Annotated in this window: 14 protein-coding genes; 7 read left to right on the top strand and 7 right to left on the bottom strand. The window is 66.9% G+C overall.

The features are described 5' to 3' along the window. Window positions 1–22: 22 nt before the first annotated feature. The 3 genes from ABD678_RS10145 to ABD678_RS10135 are packed head-to-tail and all read right to left on the bottom strand — an operon-like array spanning window position 23 to window position 3,743. Window positions 23–1,138 carry an ABC transporter ATP-binding protein gene (locus ABD678_RS10145; protein ID WP_344757166.1) on the bottom strand — a complete coding sequence of 372 codons (1,116 nt, stop codon included), beginning with the start codon at window positions 1,136–1,138 and terminating at the stop codon, window positions 23–25. Window positions 1,139–1,182: 44 nt separating this feature from the next. Next, complete coding sequence (locus ABD678_RS10140) at window positions 1,183–2,700, bottom strand: ABC transporter permease (RefSeq protein ID WP_344756262.1); 1,518 nt, start codon at window positions 2,698–2,700, stop codon at window positions 1,183–1,185. 5 nt (window positions 2,701–2,705) lie between these two features. Beyond that, entirely contained in the window at window positions 2,706–3,743 is a 1,038-nt protein-coding gene (locus tag ABD678_RS10135) for an iron ABC transporter substrate-binding protein (RefSeq protein WP_344756261.1), read from the bottom strand. Window positions 3,744–3,940: 197 nt separating this feature from the next. Between ABD678_RS10135 and ABD678_RS10130 the strand changes: the two genes are divergently transcribed. Next, window positions 3,941–6,295: an excinuclease ABC subunit UvrA gene (locus ABD678_RS10130; protein WP_344756259.1), complete on the top strand. Its 2,355-nt coding sequence runs from the start codon at window positions 3,941–3,943 to the stop codon at window positions 6,293–6,295. Between the two features lie 61 nt (window positions 6,296–6,356). On the opposite strand, the gene ABD678_RS10125 is transcribed toward ABD678_RS10130, so the two are convergent. After that, window positions 6,357–6,938: a carboxymuconolactone decarboxylase family protein gene (locus ABD678_RS10125; protein ID WP_344756257.1), complete on the bottom strand. Its 582-nt coding sequence runs from the start codon at window positions 6,936–6,938 to the stop codon at window positions 6,357–6,359. Next, a complete protein-coding gene (locus tag ABD678_RS10120) occupies window positions 6,925–7,257 on the bottom strand; it encodes a hypothetical protein (protein ID WP_344756256.1) in 333 nt (110 codons plus the stop codon). The genes ABD678_RS10125 and ABD678_RS10120 overlap by 14 nt, the downstream gene beginning before the upstream one ends. A 138-nt stretch (window positions 7,258–7,395) precedes the next feature. On the opposite strand from ABD678_RS10120, the gene ABD678_RS10115 reads away from it, so the two are divergent. Next, a complete protein-coding gene (locus ABD678_RS10115) occupies window positions 7,396–8,691 on the top strand; it encodes a lactate 2-monooxygenase (RefSeq protein WP_344756254.1) in 1,296 nt (431 codons plus the stop codon). Window positions 8,692–8,727: 36 nt separating this feature from the next. Here ABD678_RS10115 and ABD678_RS10110 read toward each other — a convergent pair whose 3' ends face one another. Further along, the gene (locus ABD678_RS10110; protein WP_344756252.1) at window positions 8,728–9,279 is read right to left on the bottom strand and encodes a GNAT family N-acetyltransferase; all 552 of its coding nucleotides are present in this window, start codon (window positions 9,277–9,279) and stop codon (window positions 8,728–8,730) included. A gap of 49 nt (window positions 9,280–9,328) precedes the next feature. Between ABD678_RS10110 and ABD678_RS10105 the strand changes: the two genes are divergently transcribed. Then, the gene (locus ABD678_RS10105) at window positions 9,329–10,426 is read left to right on the top strand and encodes a DNA glycosylase AlkZ-like family protein (protein WP_344756250.1); all 1,098 of its coding nucleotides are present in this window, start codon (window positions 9,329–9,331) and stop codon (window positions 10,424–10,426) included. A gap of 20 nt (window positions 10,427–10,446) precedes the next feature. Here ABD678_RS10105 and trpD read toward each other — a convergent pair whose 3' ends face one another. After that, window positions 10,447–11,499 carry an anthranilate phosphoribosyltransferase gene (trpD, locus tag ABD678_RS10100; RefSeq protein WP_344756248.1) on the bottom strand — a complete coding sequence of 351 codons (1,053 nt, stop codon included), beginning with the start codon at window positions 11,497–11,499 and terminating at the stop codon, window positions 10,447–10,449. A gap of 69 nt (window positions 11,500–11,568) precedes the next feature. Between trpD and ctaE the strand changes: the two genes are divergently transcribed. From ctaE to qcrB, 4 genes are read left to right on the top strand one after another with little or no spacing between them, the layout of a single operon-like run. Further along, on the top strand, window positions 11,569–12,207 hold the full coding sequence (gene ctaE / locus ABD678_RS10095) for an aa3-type cytochrome oxidase subunit III (RefSeq protein WP_344756246.1): 639 nt from the start codon (window positions 11,569–11,571) through the stop codon (window positions 12,205–12,207). 16 nt (window positions 12,208–12,223) lie between these two features. Continuing rightward, on the top strand, window positions 12,224–13,027 hold the full coding sequence (gene qcrC, locus ABD678_RS10090) for a cytochrome bc1 complex diheme cytochrome c subunit (protein ID WP_344756244.1): 804 nt from the start codon (window positions 12,224–12,226) through the stop codon (window positions 13,025–13,027). Window positions 13,028–13,064: 37 nt separating this feature from the next. Continuing rightward, complete coding sequence (qcrA, locus tag ABD678_RS10085) at window positions 13,065–14,126, top strand: cytochrome bc1 complex Rieske iron-sulfur subunit (RefSeq protein WP_344756242.1); 1,062 nt, start codon at window positions 13,065–13,067, stop codon at window positions 14,124–14,126. Continuing rightward, window positions 14,123–15,742, top strand: a complete 1,620-nt coding sequence (gene qcrB, locus ABD678_RS10080; RefSeq protein ID WP_344756240.1) for a cytochrome bc1 complex cytochrome b subunit — start codon at window positions 14,123–14,125, stop codon at window positions 15,740–15,742. The genes qcrA and qcrB overlap by 4 nt, the downstream gene beginning before the upstream one ends. Window positions 15,743–15,751 lie beyond the last annotated feature (9 nt).

Below are 15,751 nucleotides of genomic sequence, written 5' to 3'. Positions count from 1 at the left end.
TGATGCTACGCCCGCACGGCACTCAACGAGTGACCGGACCTCCATCGGCAGGGTCGAATGCGACGGCTTCTCCGGCGACCTCCAGGAACACCTCCGCCCCTGGGCGCGCGAGAAGCGCGTTCCAGTGCCGGATGCTGATGATCGGCCCCGTCGCGGGCCCGGTATCCGTTCCGGCGGAACCCTGAAGCCGGATTCTCGCCGTGATCATCGGACCGAAGTAGTCGGTGTCCAGAATGGTGCCCCGGACGGGCCCCGAGTCGACGATGCGGATCTGCTCGGGGCGCAGCATCAGGAGCACTTTCCCCTGGCTGCTCGGGCGGCGGACCGGAATCGCTCCGAGTGCGCACCTGGCCAGACCATCCGACACCTCGGCTTCGAGGACCACGGCGTCGCCGAGGAACTCCGCGGTCTGCAGGTCGACCGGGCGGCTGTAGACGACGAACGGGCTTCCGAGCTGAGCAACCACACCGTCGCGGATGACACCGACCTGGTCGGCGAAGGACAGCGCCTCACTCTGGTCATGGGTCACCAGCACGGTCGTCACCCCGGCGCGGGCGAGGGTCTTTGCCACAGCCTTCCGCGTCGCGGTGCGCAGGCCTGCATCCAGCGCGCTGAACGGCTCGTCCAGCAGCAGCAGGTCGGGCTCCCGGGCGAGCGCCCGGGCGAGCGCCACGCGTTGCTGCTGGCCGCCGGAAAGTTCATCGGGTCGCCGCGCGGCCAACTCCGGTTCGAGCGACACCAGTTCGAAGAGCTCGAGCAGGCGGTCGGCGAGGGACAGGCCGCCTGCTTTGAGCGCTTTCCTGCTCAGCCCGAACGCGATGTTCCCGGCGACACTCAGGTGCGGGAACAGGGCGCCGTCCTGCGGCACGTAGCCGATGTTGCGCCTGTGTGCCGGAACGAACGCCGCGCCGGCAACCATCTGACCGTTCAGGAGCACCGAGCCGGCATCCGGGACCTCGAAGCCCGCGATCACCCGCAGCAGGGTCGTCTTGCCGCTGCCGGAAGGACCGACGATCGCGGTCGTCGTGCCCTTGCCGACGGCCAGGCTCACGCCGCGCAGCACCGGCACTGTGCCGAACGACTTCACGACGCCCTGCACGAGAAGGTGGTTCTCGCGGGACTGCGGACCTGCCGCCAGGCGCGCGGAATCGTCCGCCGGAGTGGGGGAGTCGAGGAGGGAGTTCACAGGCCGACTGCCTTCCGGGACTGCTGATAGAACAAGTGGGTCATCGGAAGCGAGATCACGATCATCAGGAGCGCGTAAGGGGCTGCTGCAGCATAGTCCAGTTCCGAGCTGAGCGACCAGAATGACGTGGCAAGAGTGCGCACCCCGCTCGGTGCGAGCACGAGCGTCGCCGTCAGTTCGTTCACGATGCCGAGGAACACCAGCGCCGCCGCCGCGGCCACGGCCGGAGCGCTCATCCTCAGCGTCACTCTCAGGAACGCCAGGAACGGTGGCGTGCCGAGCGCCCTAGCTGCCTCGTCCAGGCCGCGGGGAACCTGCGCAAGGCCGGATCGCAGCGTCACCAGGGCCCGCGGCATGAACAGCAGCACGTAGGCTGCGATCGCCACCGCCGCCGTCTGGTACAGGGGCCTTACCCAGGAGATCGTGACCGTCACGAGCGCCAGGGCGATCACGATACCGGGCAGGGCACTGGCCACATAGTTCGCGCTCTCCAGCAACCGACTGAGCCGTCCGGCGTGCCGTACGACCAGCCAGGCCACCGGAAAGGCGAGCACGCAGGTGACCAGCGCACCGAGAAGCCCATAGCCGAGAGTCTGCATCAGCGAGACGCCCAGGCGGTCCCAATCCCAGATCGCGGCACCGCCGAACACGAGCCACCTCGCCACGTTGGCGAGCGGAACCCCCACGGACAGGACCGCGAGCAGCGCCACCCCCGCCAGCGCGGCAATGCGGTACCGGCCGAGCGCCCAGGCGTGGGGACGGGAGGCGACCCCGGAACCCAGCCTGGCGTAGTTGGCGTGGCCGCGCGCGGTGTTCTCGGCGAGGAGCAGCAGCAGGCAGAGGAAGACCAGAACGCTCGCGAGCATGTTCGCGGCCGCCCCGCTGAACGTGGCCCGGTACTGCTCCATGATCGCGGTGGTGAACGTGCTGAAGTTGACCATCGAGAACGCACCGAACTCAGCGAGCAGGTGAAGACCGACCAGGAGGGCGCCGCCGGTGACCGCGAGACGAAGCTGGGGGAGGACCACGCGGAAGAACACCCGCCACGGGCCGAGCCCGAGCGATGCCGCGGACTGCTCGAGCGCCGGGTCGAGTCTTCGCAGCACCGCGGCGACGGGGATGTAGACGAGCGGGAAGTAGGACAGCACAGAGATCAGCACCCCCGCGGGAAGGCCGCGCAGCGAGGGAATGGTGCTGACCCAGGCGTAGCTGTTCACGAATGCGGGCACCGCGAGCGGTGCCGCGAGGACCAGGACCCACACCCGCGCGCCGGGGATCCTGGTGCGCTCCACAAGCCAGGCAGCGGTCACACCGACCAGGATGCACAGGGGGACGGCGATCAGGACGAGGCCGATCGTGTTGATCAGCAGCTCACCGATCCTTTGGCGGAAGACCAGCCGCACAGCGGTCTCCCACCCGGTCGTGATCGTCATGACGACGACGAAGCCCAGCGGGATCAAGGTGCCGAGGCTCACCAGCACCGCCAGGGCCACGATGGCGCGCGGGTGCCGCATCCGCGTTACAACAGCCCTGCGGCGACCATCAGCTCGAAGACCTTCTCGCTGTTGAGCTTCGCCGGATCGATGGACGGCGGCTGCAACTCGTCGAGCGGCACCAGTCCGTCATGAGCCGCGACACCGCTCGCGACCGGGTACTCGAAGTCGGTACCGGTCGCCAGGAGTGTCTGCCCGGACTTTCCGGTGATGAACTTCAGGAACGCCTGTGCGGCGGCCGGGTTGTCCGAGGACTTGAGCACCCCGCCACCGGAGATGGACACGAAGGCGCCCGGATCCTGGTTCTTGAAGTAATGCTGCTTGACGTTCCCGCTGTTCTCGCCGGTCTTCGCCTGGTCGCCGTAGTAGTAGTAGTGATAGATGACCCCGCCGGCGATCTCCCCGGCGTTGACGGCCTTGAGCACCGCGCCATTGCCCTGATAGGCCGTCGCGTTCTCCTTCATCCCCTTCAACCAGCGCGCGGTCTCCGCCTCTCCGGTGGTTTCGAGCACCGCTGAGACGATCGCCTGGAAGTCGGCGCCGGACGGGGAAGCACCCCACTTGCCCTTCCACTCGGGATCCGCGAGATCCAGCAGTGACTTCGGAAGGTCCTTCTCCGAGAGGAGCTCGGGGTTGTACACGAAGACGGTGGAGCGTGCCGCGACACCGGTCCACTCATTGCTCGATGGGCGGTACTGCGCAGGGACCTGGTCGATGATGTCCTGGTCGAGCCCCGCCAGGAGCCCGGCGTTCTCCACCTGCGTCATCGCGGGGGAGTTCTCGGTGATGAACACATCCGCGGGGGAGGCGCTGCCCTCCTGGATGATCTGGTTGCTCATCTCGGTGTCGTCGCCCTGGCGCATCGTGACCTGGATGCCGGTCTCGGCCGTGAACGCATCCACCCAGGCCTGGGTCATCGACTCATGCTGGGCGTTGTACACCGTGATCTCGCCGCTCGGCCGGTCCGTCGTCGAGGGGTCGGCGGGGGATGGAGAACTGCAGGCGCCGAGTGCCAGCACCGCGAGGACGGCGATGGAGGAACCGGCAAGAGCGGCGCGAGGCATAGATGAGACCTTTCGTCTGTGTGTGACAGGGAGCGCAGGCGCTGGTCGGCGTCGGATTCGTCGGCCGGGGAGAGCGCTGGACCGTAGGTTAGCCTAGCCTAACTGTTTTCGAGTGGGCAATGGCCCGCGGATGCCCGGACCGATCAGGAACCGAGAAGCCCAGGCCCAGGCCCAGGGCCGCAACTAGGCTGGCCCCTATGGACATGGTTGCCGATCGCCACGATCTCATTCAGGTTCACGGCGCGCGCGAGAACAACCTCAAGAACATCAGCGTCGACATCCCGAAGCGCCGACTGACGGTGTTCACCGGTGTCTCCGGCTCCGGCAAGAGCTCGCTCGTGTTCAGTACGATCGCCGCCGAGTCGCAGCGGATGATCAACGAGACCTATAGCTCATTCGTGCAGGGATTCATGCCGACGCTCGCGCGGCCCGACGTCGACGTGCTCTCCGGGCTCACGACGGCGATCATCGTCGACCAGGAGCGCATGGGCGCCAACGTCCGCTCCACGGTCGGCACCGCCACCGACGCCAACGCCCTGCTGCGCATCCTGTTCAGCCGACTCGGCCAACCGCACATCGGCTCCCCGCAGGCGTTCTCGTTCAACGTCGCGTCGATCAGCGGCGCCGGTGCTGTGAAGTTCGAGCGCGCCGGCAAGGCGGTCAAGGAGCGGCGCGACTTCAGTATCACCGGCGGTATGTGCCCGCGCTGTGAAGGGATGGGCACGGTCAACGACTTCGACCTGACCGAGCTCTTCGACGACAGCAAGACGCTCAGCGAGGGCGCGCTCACCGTCCCCGGCTACAGCATGGACGGCTGGTACGGGCGCATCTTCGGCGGCAGCGGCTTCTTCGACATGGACAAGCCGATCAGCAGGTTCACCGAGAAGGAGCTGGACGACCTGCTGTACAAGGAGCCGACGAAGATCAAGGTCGAGGGCATCAACCTGACCTATGAGGGTCTGATCCCGAAGATCCAGAAGTCGATCCTGTCCAAGGACCGGGAGGCGATGCAACCTCATATCCGTGCATTCGTCGATCGAGTGATCACCTTCACCACCTGCCCGGAATGCCACGGCACCCGCCTCAGTGAGGGCGCCCGTTCCTCGAAGATCAACGGGATCAACATCGCGGATGCCTGTGCGATGCAGATCAGCGACCTCGCCGAATGGGTGCGCAGTCTCGACGAACCGTCGGTCGCGCCGCTGCTCACGTCGCTGGGGGAGACCCTCGACTCCTTCGTGGAGATCGGCCTCGGCTACCTGAGCCTCGACCGGCCGGCCGGCACGCTGTCGGGCGGCGAGTCGCAGCGCACCAAGATGATCCGCCACCTCGGGTCGTCGCTCACCGACGTCACCTACGTCTTCGACGAGCCGACCATCGGGCTGCATCCGCACGACATCCAGAGGATGAACGACCTGCTCCTGCAACTTCGCGACAAGGGCAACACCGTGCTCGTCGTCGAGCACAAGCCAGAGGCGATCCAGATCGCCGACCACGTGGTGGATCTCGGCCCGGGTGCTGGGACCGGGGGAGGGGAGGTGGTCTTCGAGGGCACCGTCGAGGGGTTGCGGACGAGCGACACCGTGACCGGCCGTCACCTGGACGACCGAGCATCCCTCAAGCCGTCGGTCCGCAACTCAGCGCACAAGCTGGAGATTCGCGGGGCCACCGCAAACAACCTGCGGGATGTCGACGTCGACATCCCGCTCGGCGTGCTGGTGGTGGTCACCGGTGTTGCCGGCTCCGGGAAGAGTTCACTCATCCAGGGCTCGGTGTCCAGGCAGGATGGCGTCGTCGCGGTCGACCAGGGGGCGATCCGCGGCTCGAGGCGAAGCAACCCGGCGACCTACACGGGCCTTCTAGAGCCCATCCGCAAGGCTTTCGCGAAAGCCAACGGGGTCAAGCCGGCGCTCTTCAGCGCCAACTCCGAGGGCGCATGCCCGAACTGCAACGGCGCTGGCGTCATCTACACCGACCTGGGTGTCATGGCGGGTGTCAGCACGACCTGCGAGGTGTGCGAGGGCAAGCGATTCGAGGCATCCGTGCTGGATTACCACCTGGGCGGCCTGAACATCGCCGAGGTGCTCGACCTGCCCGTCGCCGAGGCGCTGCCTTTCTTCAGCGAGGGCGACGCGCGCATCCCGGCCGCACAGGCGATCCTGGAGCGTCTCGCGGATGTCGGGCTCGGATACCTGCGGCTCGGCCAACCGCTCACGACGCTCTCCGGCGGTGAGCGACAAAGACTCAAGTTGGCGACGCACATGGGGGAGAAGGGCGAGATCTACGTGCTTGACGAGCCGACGAGCGGGCTTCATCTCGCGGATATCGAACAGCTGCTCGGCCTGCTGGATCGACTCGTCGACTCAGGCAAGTCGGTCATCGTCATCGAGCACCACCAGGCGGTCATGGCGCATGCCGACTGGATCGTCGACCTGGGGCCCGGCGCCGGCCACGACGGCGGTCGAATCGTCTTCGAAGGAACACCGGCTGAGCTCGTCGCCGATCGTTCGACGCTGACCGGCCAGCACCTGGCAACGTATGTCGGCTCCTGACCACTACTCGCCTGATGGGTGATCTTAATCACCGATAATACACATTATGTCAGTACAAGGGTCAGGCGTAGCCGCGGCGCAGCAGCATGCCGGCAGCGCTCTCGAAATCGCTGGCGCTGGGGATCTCGAAGTCCAGGGCGTTGGCGTTGCGCGCGATGATGTTGAACAGTGCCGCAACGGCCGCGGCGTCCTCCAGTTCTTCGGTGGTGAGCCCGGCGTCCAGGGCCGCTCGAGCGTCGTCCGCCGAGAGCTGGTCGGGCTCCCTGGTCATCCGCTCGAGGAAGACCAGTGCGGCACGGAGGCGGTCACTGATCGGTGCGGTGCGATAGTCCGCGAGAACGGCATCGGCCACCGCCGGCTCTATCCCCCGCACCGCGATCGCGCGGTGTGCGCCGATGCAGAACGGGCAGGTGTTCCAGGACGCGACCATCGCCGCCATCAGCTCACGTTCTGACACCGACCATGAACCCGGCCCCCGCATCGTCTTCTGGGTCCACTCCCCCAAGACCGGCCCGACGAATCTCCGGTCGTAGAACGCCACCCGAGCGGCATCCGGCAACCGGTATCCGGCGAACCGTGAAATCATCCGAATCAGGATGCGATGCCCGAGGGTGTCGCCGCGCTCGACTTCAGCGAGCCGCATCTGCCGCCTCCCGGATCGCTCGAGCCGCAGCGTCCCACCGTTTCAACCCGGCTCCCACACTTGCGGACATGACGATCTCGAACGCGGCCTGATCCGATTCGGCTGCCTCTCGCACGGCACCCACCTGAGCATCCGTCACCCGATAGGACGCCGTTCCGATTGTTCGCGCCAGGACGTCATACGGGGCCCCGAGATCGTCGTGCTCCGCTCCACCCGCGTGCATGGCGCCTTCGCGCAGCTCGGCGCTGATCACACCGGTCTCAACGACGCGGCGCCGCAAGCGGTCTGCAAGCACCGAGTGACTCGACTCCGTTGCCATGAGCCCCACGGTACGCCGCACAGGAATGGTTGGGCAAAACTGCCAGCCGTTCGCGAAACCCCGAGCACCACTTGTCGCCCTCGGCGCCTACGGAGCACCATGGAGGACGGGAGGCTGACAATGGCGCAGGAACGATCCGTGACCGGCTTCGGACGCGAGACCCAATCGACCATCTACCGAGACGGCGCGAGCGGTCGCCGACCTGCCGTGCCCACCGCCGCGCAGGCGCTGTACGACGCAGCACATGCCGCCATGTCCCCCGAGGCCTGGGCCTACGTCGCCGGGTCCAGCGGCTCCGAGACGACCGCGGCGGCGAACCGCAGTGCACTCGATCGATGGCGGATACTCCCCCGCGTCCTGCGCAACGTCGCCGTCCGCGACCTCGGCATCGACCTCTTCGGGCACCGCTACCCCTCCCCCGTCATCGCCGCACCAGTCGGCGCCCTCGGGCTCGTACATCCGGATGCGGACCTCGCCGTCGCCCGGGCGACAGCTGAGCTGGGTATTCCTTATATATTCTCCAACCAGGCCTCGAAGACCATGGAAGAGACTGCGGCGGTCATGGGCGACTCGCCCCGCTGGTTCCAGCTCTATTGGAGCAGCTCGGACGACCTCGTTGCGAGCCTCCTCCGGCGGGCGGAGGGCGCCGGCGCGCAGGCCATCGTCATCACCCTCGACACGCACACCCTCGGTTGGCGGCCGCAGGACCTCGACCTCGCCTACCTGCCCTTCATCCACGGCATCGGCATCGCCCAGTACACGAGCGATCCCGTCTTCCGCGCCATCGTGCGCGAGCGCGCCGCGGCTCCCTCCGCCGGCGCCCCGCCGCGAATCACCCCCAGTGCGGTCAGGACTCTCCTCGACATGACGCGCAACCACCCCGGCCGGTTCTTCGAAAACCTGCGCTCGGGCGAACCGAAGGCAGCGGTCGAGACCTTCCTCGACGTCTTCTCGCGGCCGTCGCTGACCTGGGACGAACTGGCGTTCGCGCGCGAGCACACGAGCCTGCCGATCGTGCTCAAGGGCATCCAGCATCCGGATGATGCGAAGCGGGCTCTCGCGGCCGGCGTCGACGGCATCGTCGTCTCGAACCACGGCGGCCGCCAGATCGACGGCGCCATCGGCTCGCTGGACGCCCTCCCCGCGATCGTCGACACCGTGAACGGGGCGGTCCCCGTGCTCTTCGACAGCGGCATCCGGGGCGGCAGCGACATCCTCAAGGCGATGGCGCTCGGCGCCTCAGCGGTCCTCGTCGGGCGGCCCTGGGTCTACGGACTCGCCATCGCCGGATCCGCCGGGGTTCGTGAGGTGCTGCGCAACCTCGTGGCCGAGTTCGACATCGCGCTCGGGCTCAGCGGGCACACGAGCGTCTCCGAGCTCTCACGAGACAGCCTCGCCGAAAGAGCTGACCAGAGGATGAGCCCGCCAGCCTGAGCCACGATCGGAGGGGAGCCACACGTCCCTTTCAGCTCAGCGTGAGCCACCCACGGCGACATACAGTTCGCACGTCGCGTTGTAGTACGCATCCGTCTGGCCTTCGTGGCTCATGCCGATGCGCTCGCACACTCTCCGCGAGGCGAGGTTCAGCGGATTGGTCACCGCGACCACCCTCTCGAGACCTCCGGCGAATGCGTGGGCCAGAACGGCAGCGGCCGCCTCGGACGCCAGCCCCATCCCCCACGAGTCGGGGTGAAAGTGCCAGCCGATCTCGATGTCCCCCGAGGGTTCGAGCGGCTCAGCGGGTCCGGATGCCGGAATCGACTTCACAAGGATCGTCCCGACCAACTGCCCCGCCCCGGCACCGGCGACGGTCCGCTCCACCGCCCAGTACCCCTGCACCGGATCGTCGAAGGACACCAGCCGGTCCAGGAGCGCGACGGCCTCCGAGCGGTCCTCCATGACGCGCGGCTCACGACCGATGTAGCGCTTGACGTCCCATCGCGAGTAGAGGTCGAAGACGAAGTCGACATCGTCCCGACGCCACGGTCGGAGCTCGAGGCGCTCGGTGTGCAATGTCGCCATCCCAGAGAATCTACGCCCATCGTCGGCGGCCCCCCGTATTCTCGTCCCCGTGACTGCACATCACCTCGACTTGCGAACCGCCCGGCGTCTCGCCGTGCGCAGCCAGGCGCTCAGTGCTCGACGAGCGCCAGGCCTCGTCCCGCTCGTGAAGCAGCTCACTCTCCTCCAGGTCGACCCGACGGCGGCGATCGCCCCGAACGCCGACCTCGTCGCCTGGAGCCGGCTCGGCGCCGTCTACCGCCCTGAGGACCTCACACGAGCGCTCGAAGTGGATCGCACCCTGTTCGAGTTCGACGCTCTCATCCGCCCGATGGAGGATCTGCCGCTCTTCCTCGCCGGTATGCAGGGAGCACCGCATCGGGAACGCACACGCGAGTGGCTCACTGCGAACCGAAGCTTCCACCGCGACGTACTGGCGCGACTGCGCGATGCCGGCCCGCTGGCCTCGCGCGACCTTCCCGACACTGCGGCGGTGCCGTGGGCCTCGAGCGGATGGACCAACAACCGCAACACGACCCAACTGCTCGAGATCCTCGCGATGCGCGGAGAGATCGCGATCTCCCACCGCAAGGGTCGCGAACGGTTCTGGGACCTCGCCGAACGCGTGTACCCGGCCGACGCCGTCGCGATCCCGTTCGCGGATGCCGTCCGCATCCGCGACGAGCGCCGGCTCGCCGCCCTCGGGATCGCGAGGGCGAAGGCACCCGAGCAGCCGATCGAGCCGGTGCACGTCGGAGAGGCGGGCGAGGAGGCCACCGTCGAGGGGGTCCCTGGTACCTGGCGCGTCGATCCCGCGGCACTCGAGGCGGCCGGGAGCGAGCGTTTCGAGGGGCGCACCGCCCTCCTCTCCCCCTTCGACCGACTGGGCTACGACCGGGTGCGCGCACGGCAGCTCTTCGGCTTCGAGTACACCCTCGAGATGTACAAGCCGGAGGCGAAGCGCCAGTGGGGCTACTTCGCCCTTCCCGTGCTCCACGACGACGAGCTCGTCGGCAAGGTCGACGCGAAGGCCGACCGGAAGGCCGGCATCCTCACCGTGCACGCCATCCACGAAGACGCCCCCTTCGACGCCGACACGAAGGATGCCGTGCACGGTGAACTGGACGGTCTCGCCGAGTGGCTGGGGCTGGAGCGCGTCGGCCCCTGATCTTCAGCCGGCGATGAGGCTCAGCGGTTCGTCGCCGCGACCCATTCGTCGAGCTTGCGACCGGCAGCGCCCGAGTCGATGGCCTCGCCGGCCACCGCGAGCTTGGCGCGGAACCGCTCGACGATGGGTACCTGCACCTCGGCGGGGTTGCGGGCGAGATCGTAGGAGACGAGCCCGGCCGCGGCGTTGAGCAGCACGATGTCACGCACCGGGCCCCCCTCCCCCGCGAGCACTCGCCGCGCGATGGCGGCATTGTGCTCCGGGTCACCGCCGAGGAGATCCGAGAGCTCCGCACGCGCGATGCCGAGTTCACCCGGGTCGAGGTCGTGCTCGGTCACGGCACCGCGGGAGACCTCCCAGATATGGCTGTGACCCGTCGTCGTGAGCTCATCGAGGCCGTCGTCGCCGCGGAACACGAGCGCGGTCGCTCCCCTCGTCTGGAACACTCCGACGAACAGCGGAACCTTGGAGAGGTTCGCGACGCCCACCGCATTCGCCTCGCAGCGCGCCGGATTGCAGAGCGGCCCGAGGAAGTTGAAGACCGTCGGGATCGCCAACTCGCTGCGCACGGCACCGGCATGGCGGAATCCGGGATGGAAGTGCGCCGCATAGGCGAAGGTGATCCCGGTCTCCGCGAAGACCTCGGCGATCCGCACCTCGTCCAGGTCGAGACGGAGGCCGAGCGCAGACAGCACATCCGACGATCCCGCCGCCGAGCTCGCCGCCTTGTTGCCGTGCTTGATGACCGGGGCACCGGATGCCGCGGCGACGATCGACGCCATGGTCGACACGTTCACGGTCCCGAACCGGTCCCCGCCGGTGCCGACGATGTCGATCGCCATGGGGTCCAGGGCAAGGGGTCGTGCGTTCTCGAGCACGGCATCCCGGAACCCGACGATCTCGTCGACCGTCTCGCCCTTGGCGCGCAGTGCGACCAGGAAGGCCGCGAGCTGGGCTGACGTGGCCTCCCCCGTCACGATCCTTCGCATGGCCCAGGAGGCCTCGCTGATGGAGAGATTCCTCCCGTCGAGCAGTGTTGTGAGCAGGTCGGGCCAGGTCGGAACGGTAGACACAGGAGCGATCCTAGCTATTCGGCGGACTGGCCCGCTGGAATGGCGAAGTCCTTCGTAATATCGGCCATAATGGAAAGCGTGACCAGCACCTCTCTCTCGCACAATGTCGGCATCCCCGTCGTCAACCGTCCGAGCGTCGTCGCGGTGGGAACGATCGTCTGGCTCGGCAGCGAGGTCATGTTCTTCGCGGGCCTCTTCGCGATCTACTTCACCCTCCGGTCGACCTCCCCCGGGCTCTGGGCCTTCGAGACCTCGAAACTCGACGTCTGGTATGCGCTCGGCAACACGACGATCCTCGTCCTGTCGTCGGTGACCTGCCAGTTCGGCGTCTTCGCGGCCGAACGCCTCCAGGGGAGGGCCACCGGATGGAAACCGACCCAATGGGGCATGGTCGAGTGGTTCTTCCTCACCTATGCCATGGGCGCCGTGTTCGTCATCGGCCAGATCTTCGAATACGCGAACCTCGTCGCCGAGCACATCAGCATGAGCTCGAATCAGTACGGCTCGGCGTTCTACATCACCACGGGGTTCCACGGCCTGCACGTCATCGGCGGGCTCATCGCGTTCCTGCTCGTGATCGGTCGCGTCTTCAGCGTCAAGAACTTCACGCACAAGGAAGCAACGAGCGCCATCGTGGTCTCGTACTACTGGCACTTCGTCGACGTGGTGTGGATCGGGCTGTTCCTGGTCATCTATGTACTCAAATAAGGAACCCGGAAAGAGAATGCGCACTCACACTTCGATCGCTGGTCGTCGGCCGAGCGGTCGTCGGCACCCGCTTGCAACGGTCGCCCTCATCACGATCGGCCTGCTCACGACCGGGGGCGCCTACGCGCTCCTGTCGACCTCGGCGACCGCCGAATCGACCGCCGCGAGCCAGCAGTCGATCACCGAAGGGCAGAAGGTCTTCGCGGCCAACTGCGCCTCCTGCCACGGCTTAAGCGCTATGGGCACGGACAAGGGCCCCAGCCTCTACGGCGTCGGCGCGAGTTCCGTCGACTTCCAGATGGGTACCGGCCGTATGCCGCTCGCCTTCCAGGGCCCGCAGGGCGCCGAGAAGCCGCTGCAGTTCACCCAGGAGCAGATCGACGCCGTAGCCGACTACATCGCGAGCCTGGCACCCGGCCCGGCGATCCCGGATGAGAAGTGGCTGAAGGGTGACGGCGATATCGCTCTCGGCGGCCAGCTGTTCCGCACCAACTGCGCGATGTGCCATAACGTCGCCGGTGCCGGTGGCGCGCTCACCGAGGGCAAGTTCGCCCCGTCGCTCGCGGGCGTCGAGGCCCGCCACATCTACGAGGCGATGGAAACCGGCCCACAGAACATGCCGGTGTTCAGCGACCTCAACCTGAGCCCGCAGGACAAGGCCGACATCATCAGCTTCCTCAAGTACCAGCAGGAGCACTCCTCGGTCGGCGGCGTCGACCTCGGCGGACTCGGCCCGGTTGCCGAAGGCCTCTTCATCTGGATCTTCGGCCTCGGTGCGATCGTCGGCGTGACGATCTGGATCACCGCCAGGCCCAACTGACTCAGCACCACTGACCGCAGCAATCGAAGGGAACGACATGGTTCAGAAAGACGGCGAAAAAGCCGCCGGATCGGACGTCGCGACGACCACACCCCGCGACGTCTCCATCGGCACCGCCGTCGTCCCGTCGGGAGCATTCGAGAACCCCGGGCTGCTACCGCACCGGCCGCGCGCCACCGATCTCGATCCCAAGACGGAGAAGACGGCCGAGCGCCGCGTGGGAGGACTGTTCCTGTTCTCCGTCGTCGCGAGCCTGTTCGCGGTCGTCGCCTACGTCATCTTCCCGATCGTCCCCGGCGACATGGATTCGGTGAGGCTCAACAACCTGTTCCTCGGTGTCGGGATCTCTCTCGCGCTCCTCGCGATCGGTCTCGGTTCGATCTACTGGGCCAAGAACCTCATGAAGGGCGGCGAGTGGACGGAGCCGCGCCACCCCACGCGCGGCCGTGAGGAGACGCGGGCCGCTGCCGTCGAGGTGTTCAAGCTCGGCAACGAGGAGTCCGGCTTCGGGCGGCGCACTCTCATCCGCAACAGTCTTATCGGTGCCCTCGTCGTCTCCCCGCTTCCCGCCGTCGTCATGTTCCGTGACCTCGCCCCTGCGGCAGACCCCGTCGCCCTCCTGCGGACGACGCTGTGGGACAAGAACGTCCGTCTCACGCGAGACCCCTCCGGCACGCCCATCAAAGCGTCGGATGTCACGATCGGCTCGGTCTTCCATGTCATCCCCGAGAACCTCGAGGATGCCGAGCACAAGCTCGAGGAGAAGGCCAAGGCCGCCGTGCTCCTCATGCGCCTCAAGCCCGAAGACCTCCACATCTCCCCCGAGCGTTCGGACTGGAACTACCAGGGCATCGTCGCCTACTCGAAGATCTGCACGCATGTCGGATGCCCGGTGGCGCTTGCGGAACAGCACACCCACCACCTGCTGTGCCCCTGCCACCAGTCGCAGTTCGACATCAGCCACGAGGCGAAGGTCATCTTCGGCCCGGCCAAGCGCGCCCTCCCCCAACTTCCCATCACCGTGGACTCGCAGGGCTACCTCGTCGCCCGCAGCGACTTCCACGAACCTGTCGGCCCGAGCTTCTGGGAGCGTTCATGACCACCGCAGAGTCGACCACGGCGACGCCGCAGGCCCCCACGCGCGGGTCGCGTTTCACGGGTGCCGTCGCGAACTACCTCGACGAGCGCACGAGCATCTCCGGCATCACCAAGGAGCTCGGCCGCAAGATCTTCCCCGACCACTGGTCGTTCATGCTCGGCGAGGTCGCGCTCTACAGCTTCATCGTGATCCTCCTGTCGGGCACCTTCCTTACGTTCTTCTTCGAGCCCACCATGACCGAGGTCCATTACGACGGCTCCTACGTACCGTTCAAGGGCATCGAGATGTCAGCGGCGTACGCCTCGACACTCGACATCACCTTCGACATCCGCGGTGGCCTTCTCATGCGCCAGGTGCACCACTGGGCCGCCCTGCTGTTCGTGGCGGCCATCGGCCTGCACATGCTGCGCGTGTTCTTCAACGGCTCATTCAAGAAGCCGCGCGAGCTCAACTGGGTCATCGGCTTCGTGCTCTTCATCCTCGCCATGGGAGAAGGCTTCACCGGCTACTCGCTTCCGGATGACCTGCTCTCCGGCAACGGGCTGCGCATCATCGACGGCATGGTCAAGGGTATCCCGCTCGCCGGAACCTGGATCTCCTACCTCCTGTTCGGCGGAGAGTTCCCCGGCACGGTCATCGTTCCGCGCCTGTACTCCCTCCACATCCTGCTTCTGCCGGCGATCCTTGTCGCCGCTCTCGGCCTGCACCTGCTGCTCATGGTCATCAACAAGCACACGCAGTATGCCGCCCCCGGAGCCACCAACGACAATGTGGTCGGCGTGCCGATCATGCCGAACTTCGCTGCCAAGGCCGGCGGCTTCTTCTTCGTCGTGTTCGGCGTCATCACCCTCATCTCCTCCTTCTTCACGATCAACCCGATCTGGAACTACGGGCCGTACGACCCCTCACCGATCTCGGCCGGAACCCAACCGGACTGGTACATCGGCTTCGCGGATGGCGGCCTGCGACTCGTGCCGCCGGGCTGGGAGTTCGTGCTCTGGGATCACACCTTCTCGCTCAACATCCTCGTGCCGCTCGCGGTCATCGGACTGTTCATCGTGGCCGTCATGTTCTACCCATTCCTCGAGGCGTGGATCACCGGGGACAAGCGCGAGCATCACATCACCGAGCGTCCGCGCAACGCCCCGACCCGTACCGCCATCGGTGCGGCCGGTGTGACCTTCTACGCCGTCCTGTGGGCCGCTGCCGGTTCGGATGTCATCGCCACGCACTTCCACCTCACCATCGAAGCGGTCACGCACTCGCTGCAGGCACTGCTCATCCTTGCGCCCATCGTGGCCTACTTCACCGCGAAACGGATCTGCCTCTCGCTGCAGAAGAAGGATCGCGAGATCGCGCTCCACGGCTACGAGTCCGGGCGCATGATCAGGCTCCCCGGTGGCGAATACCACGAAGTGCACCAGCAGCTCGACGACTACGAGCGCTGGCGTCTGGTCGACTACGTCGACTACAAGCCGCTCATGATTCGTCCGGATGCCCGCGGAAAGATCTCTCCCGTACAACGCGTGCGTGCCGTGTTCTCCCGCTGGTTCTTCGAGGACCGCATCTCGCCGGCGACTCGCAGGGAGCTGGAGTCCGGCGAAGGGCACCACTAGGGGCGCTTC

The sequence above is a fragment of the Leifsonella bigeumensis genome (assembly GCF_039537265.1).
Classification (GTDB): domain Bacteria; phylum Actinomycetota; class Actinomycetes; order Actinomycetales; family Microbacteriaceae; genus Terrimesophilobacter; species Terrimesophilobacter bigeumensis.
This window is presented reverse-complemented; position numbering and strand designations above follow the sequence as displayed.

What these genes read in the sequence shown, in the direction of transcription:
- ABD678_RS10140 (WP_344756262.1), bottom strand. Translation starts at nt 2,700, where the DNA reads ATGCGGCACCCGCGCGCCATCGTGGCCCTGGCGGTGCTGGTGAGCCTC.
- qcrA (WP_344756242.1), top strand. Translation starts at nt 13,065, where the DNA reads ATGGTTCAGAAAGACGGCGAAAAAGCCGCCGGATCGGACGTCGCGACG.
- qcrB (WP_344756240.1), top strand. Translation starts at nt 14,123, where the DNA reads ATGACCACCGCAGAGTCGACCACGGCGACGCCGCAGGCCCCCACGCGC.
- ABD678_RS10125 (WP_344756257.1), bottom strand. Translation starts at nt 6,938, where the DNA reads ATGCGGCTCGCTGAAGTCGAGCGCGGCGACACCCTCGGGCATCGCATC.
- qcrC (WP_344756244.1), top strand. Translation starts at nt 12,224, where the DNA reads ATGCGCACTCACACTTCGATCGCTGGTCGTCGGCCGAGCGGTCGTCGG.
- ABD678_RS10135 (WP_344756261.1), bottom strand. Translation starts at nt 3,743, where the DNA reads ATGCCTCGCGCCGCTCTTGCCGGTTCCTCCATCGCCGTCCTCGCGGTG.
- ABD678_RS10120 (WP_344756256.1), bottom strand. Translation starts at nt 7,257, where the DNA reads ATGGCAACGGAGTCGAGTCACTCGGTGCTTGCAGACCGCTTGCGGCGC.
- ctaE (WP_344756246.1), top strand. Translation starts at nt 11,569, where the DNA reads ATGGAAAGCGTGACCAGCACCTCTCTCTCGCACAATGTCGGCATCCCC.
- ABD678_RS10130 (WP_344756259.1), top strand. Translation starts at nt 3,941, where the DNA reads ATGGACATGGTTGCCGATCGCCACGATCTCATTCAGGTTCACGGCGCG.
- ABD678_RS10110 (WP_344756252.1), bottom strand. Translation starts at nt 9,279, where the DNA reads ATGGCGACATTGCACACCGAGCGCCTCGAGCTCCGACCGTGGCGTCGG.